This window comes from Thauera sp. K11 (assembly GCF_002354895.1).
In the GTDB taxonomy this organism is placed as follows: Bacteria; Pseudomonadota; Gammaproteobacteria; order Burkholderiales; family Rhodocyclaceae; genus Thauera; species Thauera sinica.
This window is the reverse complement of the sequence record NZ_CP023440.1, coordinates 12,088-27,461: the sequence shown is the minus strand read 5'-3', so window position 1 is coordinate 27,461 and position 15,374 is coordinate 12,088. Positions and strand designations below refer to the sequence as shown.

Sequence of the window (15,374 nt, the reverse complement as noted above, 5' to 3'; positions counted from 1 at the left end):
CGCTGACGCGCAGCACCGTGCGGCAATGGGTTCAGCCCGATTCGTGACGCAGTACGTCGCGAATCGGGAACATCTGCTGGGGCAGACACGTGCAGCGCAGGTTGGTGATCGTTGGCCTGTCGCGCTCCTCGAGGTTCGCCGGTTTGCATCCAGCGGCACGCCCGGAGCCCTGCCTGCCCCGCGAATTTCCGACAGGGGGGTGGCGCCTTTGTCCGACCCCTCGCCTCGTTCTTCCTGACGCGCCCCATCGTCGGCGGCTGCGTCGCGGGCCCGGTCCCACCACCGCCCGGTGGGCGGCAGCTTGCGTTCGCCCTGGGCGAACGGAGGGCGGGGCTCGCGCCCCGCGTGCCGAGCTGAGGTGGGTGAAGGCGCGTTGCCTGCTGCCGATCTTCCTTTCGTCGTGACTGCCCATCGGGGCCGCCTTTGTTCGCTGCACCGTAGCCGGGCGCGGTCACGCGTCAAGGCGACCCCTTCGGGGCGCGCGGAGCGCGGCCTTGACGGGTGCCCTTGTGCGCCCCGCTCCGGGGGCAGCGAGGCGGCTCCGATGGGCAGAAACCACGACGAAAGGAGGCAGGCATGGCTGCAGCAACGCTCACCCACCCCACCCCGGCAAACGATGCGAGGCGTTCCCCCTCGAACTCCCCCGAGGCTCACCCACAGGCAGGCGGAGGACTTCAACTGGAGTTCGCCCTGAAAGTGGTGATGTCCGACGATGAGATTCTGGATCGTGCGCGGGACATTCTTGCCCGCCGGCTGCGTCAGGCGGAGACCGTTCTCGATTCGCCGTCGGTCGTGCGCGACTACCTGATGATGCATTGCGCCGAATTGCCGCATGAAGTGTTCGGCGTACTTTGGCTCGATGCACGGCACGCACTGATCGAGGATGAACGCATGTTTCGCGGCACCTTGACGCAGACCAGCGTCTACCCGCGCGAACTGGTCAAGGCTGCGGTGCTGAAAAACGCTGCGGCGTGCATCGTGTATCACAACCATCCGAGCGGCAGCGGTGAGCCGAGTCTGGCCGACGAGCGGCTCACCCAAAGCCTGAAGGACGCTCTGGCCATGATCGATGTGCGCGTGTGCGATCACTTCATCGTCGCCGGAACGGCGAAGCCCACCAGTTTCGCGGAACGCGGACTGCTTTGATCCCCGTCGGCCGGGCACGCGCGTGTCCGGCCGACGCCCTCTCGGTGCCCCGCGGTGGGGTGGGAGAGGCCTACACGAGAAAATCCCATGGGCGCGGCCGCGGGCAGGGCGATGCCCTGCCCGCGGCGCTGAAGATTGGCATTCCCGAGAAACCGCCGACGGCTTCGTGCCCGTCGAAGCACGATTGCACGTCTTTGACGCCGGGGCCCGGTGCCAAGAGGCGTTCGCTTGTTGTCGCTCGCACTCGCGCTCGAAACGGCGACACGGTGCGCTTCAGGCGCTGCCACATAGGGCACCTGCGCGCTGCTTCACCGCTGCACATCGCATTCCATTGCGGCACACTTCGCGACTTTCCGATCGAAATCGCCCGGTGCACTGGACTGTGAGGACTTAATGAAGCAGCGGCTTCTTATAATGAATGGCTCCCGGATCGTTCAAAGCGAGCAGGAGGGCCAATGGCGCAACGAGAAGGTCGACAAGGCCGGCGCCCTGAAGCCTGGCATCTACAACTTGTATTTGGCCCGCCCGGCCGACAAGACCGCAACCTGCACCGGCATGATCGTTCACGTCGACAAGGACGGCGTGTTCCAGCAGACCGGCAAGACCTATGTTGTGCATGCGCGCGCCGATTTCGACAAGGCTCCCGAGATCGGCAGCCTGATGCGCATCGGCTACGATGCGCAGGGCCGGGCCAGCCTGGCCGCTGAAACGGTCCAGCTCAGCCGCGGGCGCTCCCGCTCGCTTTAGCGGCTAAAGCGCTCAACCGGCGGGAACCGGGCCGGAAAAGGCGCGGGCGCTGTGTCCGGAAAGGTTCAGCGATGCACGCATCGGTCTGGCGGCACCTCTGCGGGCTCAGACAGTGGCGGCAAGGGGCAGCGCGCGGTCGCGGGTTCGCTGCGGGAACTGATCGGCCGGCCCGCGGGCCGGGAGGTGGACTTCGCTGCGGCACCGGGCGCGGTCCGGGCGCTCGAGTTCCCGCTCACGCGGCGCGCGCCCTCGGGCAAGGCTTGCGCCCTGCCCGCCCGCGCCCGGCGCCTTCGCTGCGCGCTGCGCTTGCCTCCTGGGGTCGGCTGCGCCCACCCCGCCGCGCTGCGCTTGGCCTCCCCGGAACCTGCCGGCAGCTTCGCTACCGGCCGGACCCCTCCGCCTCCACCCTCCCCTTTCTCCGCCCTTCGTCCGCTGCGGTGGGCCGCCTCACAGTGTTGATAGCAGCGCCAGCGCGGCCGCGAACACGGCCATGCCGGCGGCGATCAGGTTCAGGGTGGCAATGCGCCGGCCCTCGCGGATCGGGCCGGCAAGCTGCGCCAGCGCCGCATCGAGCTCGTGGCGAGCGGCGGTGGCGGCGGCCTTCGCGCCCGCCTCCATGCCGCTTTTCATGGCGTCCGTGCTCGCGTCGAGGGCGGCGTTGAGCGTGCGCTCGGCCTTGCTGCGGGCGTCCTCGCCCCAGCGGTGGGCGATGCCCTCGAGCTCTTCGCTGAAGCGATCGAGGGCTGCCTGCTGGGCGGCCGCGTGCTCGCGCATCAGATGCGCGTTCATCGTCTGCAGGATCATGATCGGGTCGTCGCGGCCGACGGCGATGCCGTGCCGGACCGCAATGTCCCGGATCAGGGTGTCGATCGAGTCCGGTTTCACAGCACCGCCGCCGTGTCGAGCTGGGCGAAGAGCTGTCCCTTCACGATCTTGAGTCGCTGGCGCGTCATGATCGTCAGCGTGTTGAGGGCGAGCGCCTCGTCGAAGGTGAGCCGTGCCTGCAGCATCTGGGCGAAGTCGCGGCCGTAGGTCTCTTCCTTGAGCGGCGGGATCTGGATGAGGGCGGACACCCGCGCCTTGTGGCTCAGGTACGCCTTCATCTGCTCGAAGCCCTTGCCCTCGTGCGCGATGGGCCCCCAGTACGGGTTCAACCAGGCGACGAACTGACACTGGGCGGGGAACTGGCCGGCGAGCTGGGCGAAGCCGCTGACCGTATCGGGCAGGGCCTGCCCGCCGGTGATCACGGTGTGCACGATGAGCGCGTGTCCCATGTCGTGCAGCAGGGCCGGCACTTGGTTGCTGATGAGGTAGTGCGACAGCGGCACGAAGGCGCTCGCGCCGTTGTCAATGATGACATCGCCCTCGGCGGCGGCGATCTGCTCGATGAGCGCATCGAAGTGCCGGGTGTTGATCTCGTCGCCTTCGAGGATGTTTACGCGCTGCACACCGAGCGCCCCGTAGCCTGCGAACGTGGCGTTGACCGGATCGGTGTCGAGGCACAGCGGCGCCCGTCCCTTGCCGGCCTTGTACTGGGCGAGGACGGCCGCGATCATCGACTTGCCGACGCCGCCCTTGCCTTGCAGAACCATGTGGATCGTTGCCATCAGAACAGGTCCTCCGTCTTCGGGGTGGCATTGAACGTGAAGCCGCCCACCGAGGGTGGGGGCGTCTTGCGGGGTTCGCCCGGTGCGGGCGGTGGGGTGGGCGCCGGCGGTGCGGGCGGGGACGGTGAGCCTGTGGCAGCGGGCGCCGTGCGCAGGTAGCGCTTGACGTGCTGGGTGAAGGTCTCGTAGCGGCAGGCGAGGCGTCCGGTGGCGGTGAGGTGCGCCCAGATGGTTTTCATGGCATAGCCGGCCTCGAGCGCCGCCCTGACATCCTCCTTCACGGCCAGGAAGGCGACGATGTTGCGGTCCTGGCGCGGCCGTGGTGCGGCGCGCCGGCTCACCCAGCCGGCCAGTTCCTCGGTGTAGCGTGTCGTCATCCTGATCCCTCCTTTCGGGCCGCCTGTCCGCGACTCCGCGTATTTCCGTGCACTCCTGCGCGCTACGACCTGCAATCCCTGCGCAAAAAGGCGCAATTCCTGCGCATTCCGCCGCTACGACAACGGGATTATGGATGAGCTTGCACAATTTCGCTATATCCGTCTAGTATGCGGTCATGGTTTAGCGCAGGAATGCGGATAAATGCGGTTCCGCGATGCGTTCCCTTTCTGGCGTCATGAGGTCTGAACGGCGGGCAGGATGGGCGAAGTTGGCTAACCGGCAAGCCGGTCATCCCCCTTCGCTTTGGCCTTATTCGCGCCGGGGGCGCTCAACGGAATCCTGCTCTGCGAGGCCCAGCCGGCTCCCGCCGGCATTCACAGCGAGGTGTGAGGATGGATGGGACGGTGAAACGCGCTGCCCGACCGGCGGCGGCCGAAGCAGCAAGCGCGGCGCCGGGCGCCGCCCCGCAAGGTGCCGCCCCGCAAGGTGCCGCCCGGCGCGCCCATCACCTGCGCGTGCCGGTATTGCCTGACGAGAGGGCGCTGATCGAAGCGCAGGCGCAGCGCGCGGGCATGAGCGTCGCCCGTTTCCTGCGCGAGGTCGGACAGGGCTATCGCATCGGCGGGGTGGTCGATTACGAGCAGGTGCGCGAGCTCGCGCGGATCAATGGCGATCTGGGGCGCCTCGGCGGGCTCCTGAAGCTGTGGCTCACCAACGACGAGCGCACCGCGCAGTTCGGCGAGGCGACGCTGCGCGCGGTGCTCGCGCGCATCGAGGCCACGCAGGAGCAGATGGGCGAAGTGATGATGAAGGTCGTCCAGCCTCGGGCCGGGCGCGAGCCTTTTAGCGGCTAAAGAGACGAAGGCGCGCCTGTGATCGCCAAGCACGTGCCGATGCGCACGCTCGCCAGGAGCAACTTCGCCGAGCTGGTGTCGTACCTGACCGACGCCCAGGACAAGACCGAGCGGCTTGGGGATATCCGCGTGACGAACTGCGCGGCCGCCACGCTGCCGGCGGTGATCGGCGAGGTGCTGGCCACCCAGCGGCAGAACACCCGCGCGGCGGGCGACAAGACGTTTCACCTGCTGGTGAGCTTTCGGCCGGGCGAGGCACCGGAGGCGGCGACGCTGCAGGCGATCGAGGCGCGCCTCGCTGCCGGGCTGGGTTTTGCGGAGCACCAGCGCGTGAGCGCGGTGCATCACGACACCGACAACGTGCACCTTCACATCGCCATCAACAAGATCCATCCGGAGCGGCGCACGCTGCACGAGCCGTTCCAGTCGTACCGCACGCTCGCGGATCTGTGTACGACGCTCGAGCGCGAGTACGGCCTGCAGACGGACAACCATGTCTCGCGCCGTTCGGTGGCCGAGGGGCGCGCGGCCGACATGGAGCGCCACGCCGGCGTCGAGTCGCTCCTCGGCTGGGTGCGGCGGGTGTGCCTCGAGGATCTCCTGGGGGCGCATTCCTGGGCCCAACTGCACCAGGTCCTGTCGGACAACGGACTCGTGCTGCGCCCGCGCGGGAACGGGCTCATCGTTGAATCGCGTGACGGGACGCGGGTGAAAGCCAGCACGCTGGCCCGCGAACTGTCGAAACCGGCGCTGGAGGCGCGGCTGGGACCGTTCGAGGCGCCGACCGAGGTGCTCGCCGATGGGGCGTCCGACGGGCCGCCCTCCCCCTCCCCCGCCGTTGGCCCGCACTACAGCAAGGCGCCGGTCCGCCTGCGCATCGATACCACCGCGCTGCATGTGCGCTACCAGGCTGAGCAGCAGCGCTCATCGGCGCAGCGCAGTGAGGCGCTGGCGAGCGCCCGGCGGCGCAAGCTGCGCGCCGTCGACGACGCCCGGCGGGCGAACCGGCTGTGGCGGGCGACGATCAGGGTGGCCGACGGCAAGGGCATCGACAAGAGGCTGCTGTATGCGCAGGCGAGCCGCGCGCTGCGCGAGCGGCTCGCGCAGATCCACACGGCGTACGCCAGGGAGCGGGCCGTGCTCTACGACGGTTTCCGGCGGCGGACGTGGGCCGACTGGTTGAAGCACGAAGCGCTGCAGGGCAACGCCGAGGCGCTCGCGGCGCTGCGCGCCCGCGAGGCCGCGCAGGGGCTCACGGGCAACACCCTCGCGGGCGCGGGAACAGGAGCGGGCGCGAATGTGGATCCGTTGGGGCCGGGCCCGGACCCCGTTCAGGACACCGTCACGAAGAAGGGCACGATCCTCTTTCGGGCCGGATCCTCGGCGGTGCGGGATGACGGCGACCGGCTGCAGGTGTCCCGCACGCTCACGCGCGAGGGCGTCAAGGTCGCGCTGGGCCTGGCGATGGCACGCTATGGCGGCGAGATCACCGTCTGCGGCACGCCCGAATTCAAGGCCCTGGTCATCCGGGTGGCGGTGGACGCCCGGTTTCCCCTCACCTTCGCCGACCCCGCCCTGGAAGGGCGGCGGCAACGGCTCTTCACCCAGGAGACGGCTCATGAATCCACTGAACATCCCGAGCGAGGACGCGCTGATCGAGGCCGCCCTCGCGGTGCTGGGGCCCGAGCCAATCGATACGGCAGTCGATCCGACGAGCGATCCGGTGACCGACCGGATGAGAACCGCGCCGGCGCCGGTGTCGACGCACACGCCCGTGCCGCCGGAAAGCCCCACCCTGGCCGCGCTGGAGGCGTCCCGCCGCCCGCATCCCGGCACCGTCTGCGAGGCCTGTCCGAACTCGGTGTGGTTCGCTTCGCCGGCGGAGGTGAAGTGTTACTGCCGGGTGATGTTCCTCATCACCTGGAGCAGCGCGGAGCCGCACCAGATCACCCACTGCGACGGGGCGTTGCCGGCGCCGGCGGACTGCGCGCAGGCCGGATGACACCGGCGCAGCGTGCCGCGGCCGGCCGCTACATTGCAGAGCGCGAAGAAAAGCGGCAGAAAGGAATTGATATACCGAAACATGACCTCTATGATGGGCGTGCCGGTGTCATTTTCTTTGCCGGTCTGCGCACCGTCGACGGTCAGTCACTGGCGCTTCTCAGGCCGGGCGATGCGGCGTCGAGTGTAAGGGCGAGCGGGAATGCGGGTGCGGAACGGGGCGCGGACGTCGTGCTGGTCCTGCCGGTCGATGCGGCCACGGCGCGGCGCCTGTCCCGCGTTCCGCGGGGCGATGCGGTGAGCGTGTCGCCGCACGGCACGATCCAGCGTACGGGAGGGCACAGTCGATGAAGCTCGAGGTGAACAACGCGGTCGGTCCGCAGGTGCGCGCCGGGCGTGCGCCTGGCGGCAAGCTGTTGCCCGTGCTCGGCGCGGTATCGCTCGCGGGTGGCCTGCAGTCGGCCACCCAGTTCTTCGCTCACCGCTTCGGCTACCCGGCGCAGTTGGGCGAACATCTGCACCACGTCTATGCGCCGTGGGCGATCCTCGAGTGGGCCTCGAACTGGTCGGCCCGTTATCCGGACGAGCTCCTGCAGGCGGCCAGTGTCGGCATGATGGTGTCGGCATTGGGGCTCTTCGGGGTCGCGGTGGCGAAAGTCGTGTCGTCCAACTCGTCGCGGGCGAATGCCACGCTGCACGGCTCGGCGCGCTGGGCCGGGAAGACGGACATCGAGGCCGCCGGGTTGCTGCCCCGACCGCGCACCCTGCGGGACGTCCTCACCGGCGAGGCGGCCCGCCGTTCGGCGGGCGTCTATGTCGGGGGTTGGGAGGATGCGCGTGGCCGGTTTCACTACCTGCGCCACGACGGGCCCGAGCATGTGCTGACCTACGCCCCTACCCGTTCGGGCAAGGGTGTGGGTCTCGTGGTGCCGACGCTGCTGTCCTGGGGGGCGAGCGCGGTGGTCACGGATCTCAAGGGCGAGCTGTGGGCGCTCACCGCCGGCTGGCGCAAGGCGCATGCCCGCAACACGGTGCTGCGCTTCGAGCCGGCCACGGCCAGCGGCAGCGTGTGCTGGAACCCGCTCGACGAGATCCGGCTCGAGACGGAAGACGCGGTGGGCGACGTCCAGAATCTGGTGACGCTGATCGTCGATCCGAACGGAAAGGGGCTCGAATCGCATTGGCAGAAAACCGCCTTCGCGCTGCTGGTGGGCGTCATTCTGCACGCGCTCTACAAGGCGAAGGCCGATGGGGTCTCGGCCACGCTGCCGGCGGTCGATGCAATGTTGGCCGATCCGAACCGCGATGTCGGCGAGCTGTGGATGGAAATGGCCACCACCGGGCACCTCGACGGCCAGCCCCACCCGGCGATCGCCTCCGCGGCACGCGACATGATGGATCGCCCGGAAGAGGAAGCCGGCTCGGTGCTCTCGACGGCGAAGTCCTACCTCGCCCTGTACCGCGATCCGGTCGTGGCGCGCAACGTCAGCCGCTCGGAGTTTCGCATCCGCGATCTGATGCACGCGGACGATCCGGTGACGCTCTACATCGTCACCCAGCCCAACGACAAGGATCGGCTGCGCCCGCTGGTGCGCATCCTGGTGAGCATGGTGGTGCGCCGCCTGGCCGACCGGATGGCGTTCGCGCACGGCCGGCCGGTGGCGCACTACCGGCACCGGCTGCTGCTCATGCTCGACGAGTTCGCCGCCCTCGGGCGGCTGCCGATCCTGCAGGAGGCGCTCGCCTTCGTGGCAGGTTACGGCATCAAGTGCTACCTGATCTGCCAGGACCTCAACCAGTTGAAGAGCCGGGAGACCGGCTACGGGCCGGACGAGACGATCACGTCCAACTGCCATGTGCAGAACGCCTATCCGCCCAATCGCCTCGAGACCGCCGAGCACCTGTCACGGCTCACCGGGCAGACCACCGTGGTCAAGGCGCAGGTCACCACCAGCGGGCGGCGCACCGCGGCGATGCTCGGCCAGGTGTCGCGCACCTTCCAGGAAGTGCAGCGGCCGCTGCTGACGCCGGACGAGTGCCTGCGCATGCCCGGTCCGCGCAAGGGCGCCGATGGTCACATCGAGGCTCCGGGCGACATGGTCGTGTATGTGGCCGGGTTTCCGGCGATCTACGGCAAGCAGCCGCTCTACTTCAAGGACCCGGTTTTCCGCGCCCGGGCTGCGGTGCCGGCGCCCGCGGTCACCGATCGCCTGGTTTCTTTCGCCGACACGGGCGAGGCCATCCGGCTATGAGTGCGCCACGGACCTTCGCCCCCGGCAGGCGGCGCGGGCGGCACCGGGTGCCAGGGCCCGTGGGCCGGATCGCTGCCGGCCTGGCGCTGGCGGGGGTCGTCGTGCTCGCCGGGGCGGCGCTCGCCCAGGCGGCGGGCGTGCGCATCAACACGACGCGCAGCATTCCGGTCGGTCTCTACCGGGTGAGCCGTGCGCCCGCGATGCCCGGCGCATATGTGCTGGTCTGTCCCCCGCCCACCCCGCTCTTCGATGAAGCCCGGGCGCGCGGCTATCTGGGCGCGGGCTTCTGCCCGGGCGGTTACGGCTACCTGATGAAGCGCCTCGTCGCCGCGCAGGGGGACGAGATCGCGGTGTCCGATGTGGGGGTGTCGGTCAATGGCGTGCTGCTGGCGCTCACGGCGCCGCGGGCGGCCGATGTCGGCGGACGGCCCCTGCCCCGCTGGCGGACGGGTCCTTACCGGCTCGGGGCCTCGGAGGTCCTGCTGATGTCGGAGATCAGCGCCACGTCCTTCGATGCGCGTTACTTCGGGCCCCTGCCCCGCGCTCAGATCGTGACGGCGCTGGCCCCGGTGCTCACCTGGTAGCGGGAGGCCCGTATGAAAGCGCCGGCCGTCTCGCTGTTCATCGCCACGCGGCGCGCCAGGGCGCCCGCCACCGTTCCACCCCCCGCACGCAGAGGAGTCCCGACCATGACCGAGCCCATTCCCATTCCCGATCCCGACGCCACCGCCGCCGATACGCGGGAGCTTGCGAGCGGGACGACCTCCGGCACGATCCGCGACACGATTGCCGCCGCGATTTCAGCGAAATTCGTCGATGCGATGACGCCCGGCTACCGGGTCGAGTTCGATCCGTTCGAGGCCGAGCGCGCGGGCGCCTTCGTGGAGGACGCCCTGAGCGAAGCCGACGCCTTCGAGAGCCAGCTCGAGCGCATCGAGCCGGCCGTCCCCGGTCGCGCGCGGGAGGGCTGAGATCATGGCCGAGACCCGGAAACCCTTCCATGAAACGGTGGCTGAGCGCCTGATCGCCCAACTCGAAGCCGGCACCGCGCCCTGGCAGCGGCCGTGGGCGCCCGGTGAGCCGGGCGCCGTCCTGCCGCTCAATCCGACCACCGGCAAGCGTTACAAGGGCATTAACGCGATTCACCTGATGAGCCAGGGGCGCGCCGACAACCGGTGGATGACTTACCGGCAGGCCGCTGCCGTTGGGGCCCAGGTGCGCAAGGGCGAAAAAGGGACGCCCGTCCAGTACTGGCAGTTCAGCGAAGAGCAGGTCCGGCGTGACGAAGCGGGCCGCCCGGTGCTTGATGGCGACGGCGAGCCGGTCAAGCAGACCGTCCAGCTCGAGCGCCCGCGCGTTTTCTTCGCCACCGTGTTCAATGCCGAGCAGATCGACGGTCTGCCGCCGCTGGCGCACACGGCGCCGGCGTGGGATGCGCTCGAGCGGGCCGAGCACATCCTGGCCGCCTCGGGGGCGGTGATCCGCCACGGCGAGCAGAACCGGGCCTTCTATCGGCCCGCGACCGACACGATTCACCTGCCCGAGCGCAGCCAGTTTCCGGGCGCCGACACCTACTATGCGACGGCCCTGCATGAGCTCGGGCACTGGACCGGGCACGCGTCCCGGCTCGCCCGTGATCTCGCGCATCCGTTCGGCAGCGAGGGGTACGCGAAAGAAGAGCTGCGCGCCGAGATCGCCTCGATGATCCTCGGCGACGAGCTGGGCATCGGGCACGATCCGGGGCAGCACGCCGCCTACGTCGGTTCATGGATCAAGGCGCTGCGGGACGATCCGCTGGAGATTTTCCGGGCGGCGGCCGAGGCCGAGAAGATCAAGGACTATGTGCTGGCCTTCGAGCAGCAGCAGCAGGTTCAGGTGCAGGGTCTGGAGCACGACGATGCAGCGCGTGCGTCCGCACAGCAGATGCATCCGGACGCATTCCTCGACAGCACCAGCGTGCTGCGCCGCTGGGCGTCAGCCGAGCCGCTGCCTGCCGACTGGCAGGGCCTCGCGCGCAGCGACACCACCTTCTTCTATGTGGGCCGCGAAGGCGAGGAACGTTCCTTCACGCCGCTGAACGCGGCCACGTTCGAGGATGCCCGCCGGGAGGCGGCCGTCGTCCGGGCGTTGGCGGTGGACATCGACGCAATCCTCGGTGACCCGGAAGTGACCTTCAGCCACTTCGAGGCCTTTGTGGGCGCTTCCCTGCCGGAAGCCTTGCGCAGCCGCGGCCTGACGACCGTGGGGCACGTCACCGGTCATGACCCTGGTCAATTCCGGGAGAAGGCGCATGACCGCCTCTCCCCCGTGTTTGGCCTCGAGCCGGCCGATTCGCGGATGGGCGAGCCCTATCTCGAGCGCAAGGGCCTGGCCCAGGCGTTCGCCCTGAAGGCTGAACAGCTCTTCCAGACCCTGCAACAAGGACAGGAGACGAACATGGCGCAGGCACCGCAACAGGCGGCCCCGGAGGTCGCCGAGACGTGGACGCTGGAACAGCTCGAGCACGGCACGCTGATGCGCGCCCTCGAGACCGCGAACTTCGCCCGGATCGAGCGCGTCGCCGAAGTCCTCGACGCGATGCAGCCGCTCAACACGCAGAACGCGTTCTGGACGCGGCATGCACTGCCGCAGGATCCGGATGCGCTCGACGCGAAGATCGCGGCGGCGATCGAGCCGCTCGAGCAGCTCCGCGAGGAAGCCATGGTGGGCGAGGCGCGCAAGGCCGGCGATCGGGCGGCGTTCGATCGCGCGGCGCGTGACGCCTTCGACATTGCCTTGCCACACGACTGGAACGGCCAGGTCGTGGTGCAGGCGAGCGCCGAGGTCTCGTTCAACGGCGCCACCCACGTCGTGGCGGCGACTGATGTGGGGGTGGCGCCCAGGCTCTGGAGCGTCTACGCCCAGCGCGAGGATGGACGTCTCGCGTTCGTGCAGGACTTCGGAAGCGCCCGCAAGGCCGAGCATCTGGCGTTCCGGCTGACCGTGATTGCCGCCCATTCGAGCGACGACGAGCAGGAGCGGGCAGCCATCCTGGCGCGTGCGCACGAGGATCGCGTCCGGCGCGATCCGGACCGCACGGACGAGGACGTCCGGGCGGCCGAAGCGGCGCGCAAGGCGGCGGACCTCGATGCAACGCTTGCCGCGGCGGATAGGCAAGGCCACGGCGCCGAGCATCTGGCACAGGCCGGGCGGACCTACCTGCAGGTTCCATACAAGGACAAGGACGAGGCCAAGGCGCTCGGGGCACGCTGGGACCGGCAGGAACAGGCGTGGTACCTGCCCCCAGGGGTCAATGGGGCGCCCTTTGCCAAATGGATGCAGGCGGCCGCAGAGCCCCGCCAGGGCCCCCGTGCCGGCCCGCAGGCCGGTCAGGACCGCATCTATCTGGCCGTGCCCTATGGCGAGCGGGCCGCGGCGAAGGCTGCTGGCGCCGCGTGGGACAGGGCCGCGCGGTCCTGGTATGCCGGCCCGAAGGCCGACCTGGAGCGGCTGCAGCGCTGGCTGCCCGACAACGTGTCGGCGCAGCAGGCGCCGGCGATGAGCCCGCGCGACGAGTTCACCGACGCGCTGCGCTCGGTGGGGTGCGAGCTGAGCGGCGATCACCCGATCATGGACGGCAGGACGCACCGGATCGGCGTCGAGGGCGACCGCAAGGGTGAGCAGGCGGGGTTCTATGTCGCGCACCTGGACGGCCACCCGGCCGGCTACATCAAGAACAACCGCACCGGGGTCGCGATGACCTGGAAGTCGAAAGGCTACGTCCTCGACGACCAGGAGAAGGCCCGGTGGGCGGCCGAGGCGGCGGGCAAGCTCGCCGCCCGCGCCCGCGAGCAGGAGCGCGCGCACGAAGCGGCGGCGCAGCGCGTGGTGAAGCAGCTGGCCGATCTGGCGCCGGTGGTGGCGCCGACCCCGTATATCCGGAGCAAGGGAATCCAGGTCCACCCCGGGGTCTTCACCGACAAGGAGGGGAAGACCACCTGCATCCCCGCCTACGATGTGCATGGCAAGCAGTGGACGATGCAGTACATCCAGGAGGATGGCACCAAGCGTTTTGCGAAGGACAGCCGCAAGGACGGGTGCTTTCATGCGGTCGGCGGCCTGGAGGCGCTCGCCCGTGCCCCGGCGCTCGTCATCTCCGAGGGGTACGCGACGGCGGCCACCAACGCCGAGGTGCTGGGCTTTGCGACGGTCGCAGCGTTCGACTCGGGGAACCTGGCTGCAGTCGCCCGGGCGTTGCACGAGACGTTTCCCGACAAGCCCGTCCTCATCCTGGGGGACGACGACCGGCAACTGGAACTCACGCAGGGCACCAATGCCGGTCGGGTGAAAGCCGAGGAAGCCGCGAAGGCCGTGGGGGGCAAGGCGCTGCTGCCGATCTTCGCACCGGGCGAGAACGCCTATCCCGCCGAGTTGCCCCCCATTACGCCGCAGCGCTACCGGGCGCACCTTCGCGCCACCAAAGCGCTGGAGGATGCGCAGAAGGCGTCTGAGGGGGCGTCTGAGAGCGTGAAGCTCACCGGCCAGCAGGTGGCGGAGCTGAAAGGCGCTCTGCTCAGCGACCTGCAGATGGCGGCCCTCGAGCACATGAAGGCGCACACCGACTTCAATGACCTGGCGACACGGAGCGTGCTCGGTCGCGAAGGCGTTGAACGTCAGTTGAAGGCTAAAGTCAGCCGCGTGATCCACGAGGACGAACTGAAGCGCGAGCACACACCGGAACCGGAGAAGGAGCACAACATCCACGCGCCGCTGCAGCCCAGGCGTGTGGCGCGGATCGCTTGACCCGGCGGGCTCGTCGGCAACTGCGATCGGGCGAGCTGATCGACGAAGCGCTGAAGAGCACCACGCAGGCCCACATCGAAGCGCTCGGGCCGTCGTCTGCATCACCGCTTCCCTGTCAGGACTTCCCTCGTCGGCTTATCCTGGATGACCGGTTTACGGAGGCCAACTCGGAGCTCGCGTTGGCTCAACCCGGCCAGGAGCGGAAACTCACCACGTACAGATAGCTTCCATTGAAACGGCGGCTGCACTCCGAAACCTGCCGTAGGGGCAATTCACACAACGCGGTCTGAACTGCCGATGATGCTGGTTCAATTGAATGATGGGTGCCGCGCAGATTGCAGACGCTGAAACACTCTAAGGAGATCGGTTAACCGAAGCGCCTTTGAGTTTGGGCGTCGCTGAAGGAAAAAGCCAAGGCCTGAGCAAGCGGGTCAACTGTGGCGCAACCCCCCAAGTCATGATGATCACGACCAGCACCGTCAAGAGAAAAATTCGGGCGAATAGAGACCAGGGCGCGAGCACTTCCCCTAGCAGCAGAAAGAGCAGATACACCGTCGGAAATATTCCCAACCAGGTGACGACCGCCACTTTCCAGCGCGGCGGCTGGCCCTGTTTGGGGCCGGGCTGAGGCTGAAACCAGTGCGCCAGTCCTGAAATGCCGCGCACCACTGCCGGGCCATCGATATAGGGGGCAATGCTGGCGGTGCCGGCGGCCCGCTCAGCCGATTGCTGCCAAGCTTCAAGACTGCCGGCGTCCTTGAACGCCATCAGGGCGTGGTACAGCGTATCCTCCACCGCCTCGTCGTCGCCTGGGTGTACCAGTTGGGCGCCGAGGCAGCCGGGAAAGACCTTTGCCGCAGTAATGAACTCGGCCATCAGCCATTCAAACTCGGCCTCATGCCCGGGTTTCGCACGGCGGCTGACCAGCAGCAGAACGGGGTGGGTTTGCGGTTCGCTCATGATCGAAATCTATTCGGCTTGGCGCATTCAAGCTTTGAGCGAAGGTATCAGCACCTGAATCAGTTGCTCACCTTCAGGCGTTGTCCAGCTACCGGCAAGCTCGGCGATCAATTGGTTGGTCGTGGTCAGCGTGACGCCTGCGCGCTCCATTCGGCGCAAAGCGATATCGTCAGCCATTTTGGTGGGAGATCCGCCCGCATCGGCAACGACCTGCACCTCGAAACCATCACGCACCAGGCTCAGTGCCGGATAGACCGTACATACGTCATTGGTGACGCCCGCGATGATCAGCTTCTTGCGACCAGTCGCCTTGACTGCTGCAGCGAAGTTCCCGTCGTCCATGGCGTTCACAATGCCGAAGCGCTTGATGCGCGCAGCAAATTCAGCGGGCAGGATGCTTTCCAGTTCGCTCAGCAACGGCCCCTGGGCGTACTCTTCCATGCTGGAGGTCAGCACGACCGGCATTTTCAGGATGCGGGCCGATTGCGCCAGCATCAAGGCATTCATTTTCATGTCGTCGAACGAAATCGAATGGACCCAGCTCATGGTGCCAACCTGATGATCGATCAGCAGCATGGCGGCGTTGTCGGCACTAAATTTTTCGTAGCTCATTGCTTTCTCCTTGGGGAAATTAGAGGCAGTACGCC

Annotated in this window: 13 protein-coding genes; 8 read left to right on the top strand and 5 right to left on the bottom strand. The window is 68.3% G+C overall.

The features are described from left to right. Window positions 1-576: 576 nt before the first annotated feature. A complete protein-coding gene (locus CCZ27_RS22600) occupies window positions 577-1,146 on the top strand; it encodes a JAB domain-containing protein (protein ID WP_096452967.1) in 570 nt (189 codons plus the stop codon). A 393-nt stretch (window positions 1,147-1,539) separates the two neighbouring features. Next, complete coding sequence (locus tag CCZ27_RS22595) at window positions 1,540-1,893, top strand: KfrB domain-containing protein (RefSeq protein ID WP_096452965.1); 354 nt, start codon at window positions 1,540-1,542, stop codon at window positions 1,891-1,893. A gap of 447 nt (window positions 1,894-2,340) precedes the next feature. On the opposite strand, the gene traM is transcribed toward CCZ27_RS22595, so the two are convergent. Genes traM through CCZ27_RS22580 form a run of 3 tightly spaced genes read right to left on the bottom strand, consistent with a single transcriptional unit; the run spans window position 2,341 to window position 3,877 of the window. Further along, complete coding sequence (gene traM, locus CCZ27_RS22590) at window positions 2,341-2,778, bottom strand: conjugal transfer transcriptional regulator TraM (RefSeq protein ID WP_096452963.1); 438 nt, start codon at window positions 2,776-2,778, stop codon at window positions 2,341-2,343. Next, a complete protein-coding gene (locus tag CCZ27_RS22585; protein ID WP_096452961.1) occupies window positions 2,775-3,500 on the bottom strand; it encodes a PRK13886 family protein in 726 nt (241 codons plus the stop codon). The genes traM and CCZ27_RS22585 overlap by 4 nt, the downstream gene beginning before the upstream one ends. Continuing rightward, complete coding sequence (locus tag CCZ27_RS22580; protein ID WP_096452959.1) at window positions 3,500-3,877, bottom strand: TraK family protein; 378 nt, start codon at window positions 3,875-3,877, stop codon at window positions 3,500-3,502. Before CCZ27_RS22580 ends, CCZ27_RS22585 begins: the two co-directional genes overlap by 1 nt. A gap of 405 nt (window positions 3,878-4,282) precedes the next feature. Here CCZ27_RS22580 and traJ point away from each other — a divergent pair, with 405 nt between their 5' ends. The 6 genes from traJ (at window position 4,283) to CCZ27_RS24455 (ending at window position 13,767) form a co-directional block, all read left to right on the top strand. Next, the gene (gene traJ, locus CCZ27_RS22575) at window positions 4,283-4,732 is read left to right on the top strand and encodes a conjugal transfer transcriptional regulator TraJ (RefSeq protein WP_269769102.1); all 450 of its coding nucleotides are present in this window, start codon (window positions 4,283-4,285) and stop codon (window positions 4,730-4,732) included. A gap of 18 nt (window positions 4,733-4,750) precedes the next feature. After that, window positions 4,751-7,084 carry a TraI/MobA(P) family conjugative relaxase gene (traI, locus tag CCZ27_RS22570; RefSeq protein WP_096452955.1) on the top strand — a complete coding sequence of 778 codons (2,334 nt, stop codon included), beginning with the start codon at window positions 4,751-4,753 and terminating at the stop codon, window positions 7,082-7,084. Beyond that, window positions 7,081-8,985 (top strand): type IV secretory system conjugative DNA transfer family protein, encoded by a 1,905-nt coding sequence (locus CCZ27_RS22565; protein WP_096452953.1) that lies wholly within the window; start codon window positions 7,081-7,083, stop codon window positions 8,983-8,985. The genes traI and CCZ27_RS22565 overlap by 4 nt, the downstream gene beginning before the upstream one ends. Before the next feature lie 59 nt (window positions 8,986-9,044). Continuing rightward, window positions 9,045-9,569, top strand: a complete 525-nt coding sequence (traF, locus tag CCZ27_RS22560; protein ID WP_228111453.1) for a conjugative transfer signal peptidase TraF — start codon at window positions 9,045-9,047, stop codon at window positions 9,567-9,569. Between the two features lie 105 nt (window positions 9,570-9,674). Continuing rightward, window positions 9,675-9,956 carry a hypothetical protein gene (locus CCZ27_RS24460; RefSeq protein ID WP_232516696.1) on the top strand — a complete coding sequence of 94 codons (282 nt, stop codon included), beginning with the start codon at window positions 9,675-9,677 and terminating at the stop codon, window positions 9,954-9,956. A 4-nt stretch (window positions 9,957-9,960) separates the two neighbouring features. Continuing rightward, complete coding sequence (locus CCZ27_RS24455) at window positions 9,961-13,767, top strand: zincin-like metallopeptidase domain-containing protein (RefSeq protein WP_232516695.1); 3,807 nt, start codon at window positions 9,961-9,963, stop codon at window positions 13,765-13,767. Window positions 13,768-14,121: 354 nt separating this feature from the next. Here the strand turns inward: CCZ27_RS24455 and CCZ27_RS22540 are convergent, their stop codons facing one another. Together CCZ27_RS22540 and CCZ27_RS22535 are read right to left on the bottom strand one after the other, a co-directional pair. Beyond that, window positions 14,122-14,727 (bottom strand): antibiotic biosynthesis monooxygenase, encoded by a 606-nt coding sequence (locus CCZ27_RS22540; RefSeq protein ID WP_096448552.1) that lies wholly within the window; start codon window positions 14,725-14,727, stop codon window positions 14,122-14,124. 27 nt (window positions 14,728-14,754) lie between these two features. Next, complete coding sequence (locus tag CCZ27_RS22535; RefSeq protein WP_096448554.1) at window positions 14,755-15,339, bottom strand: isochorismatase family protein; 585 nt, start codon at window positions 15,337-15,339, stop codon at window positions 14,755-14,757. Window positions 15,340-15,374 lie beyond the last annotated feature (35 nt).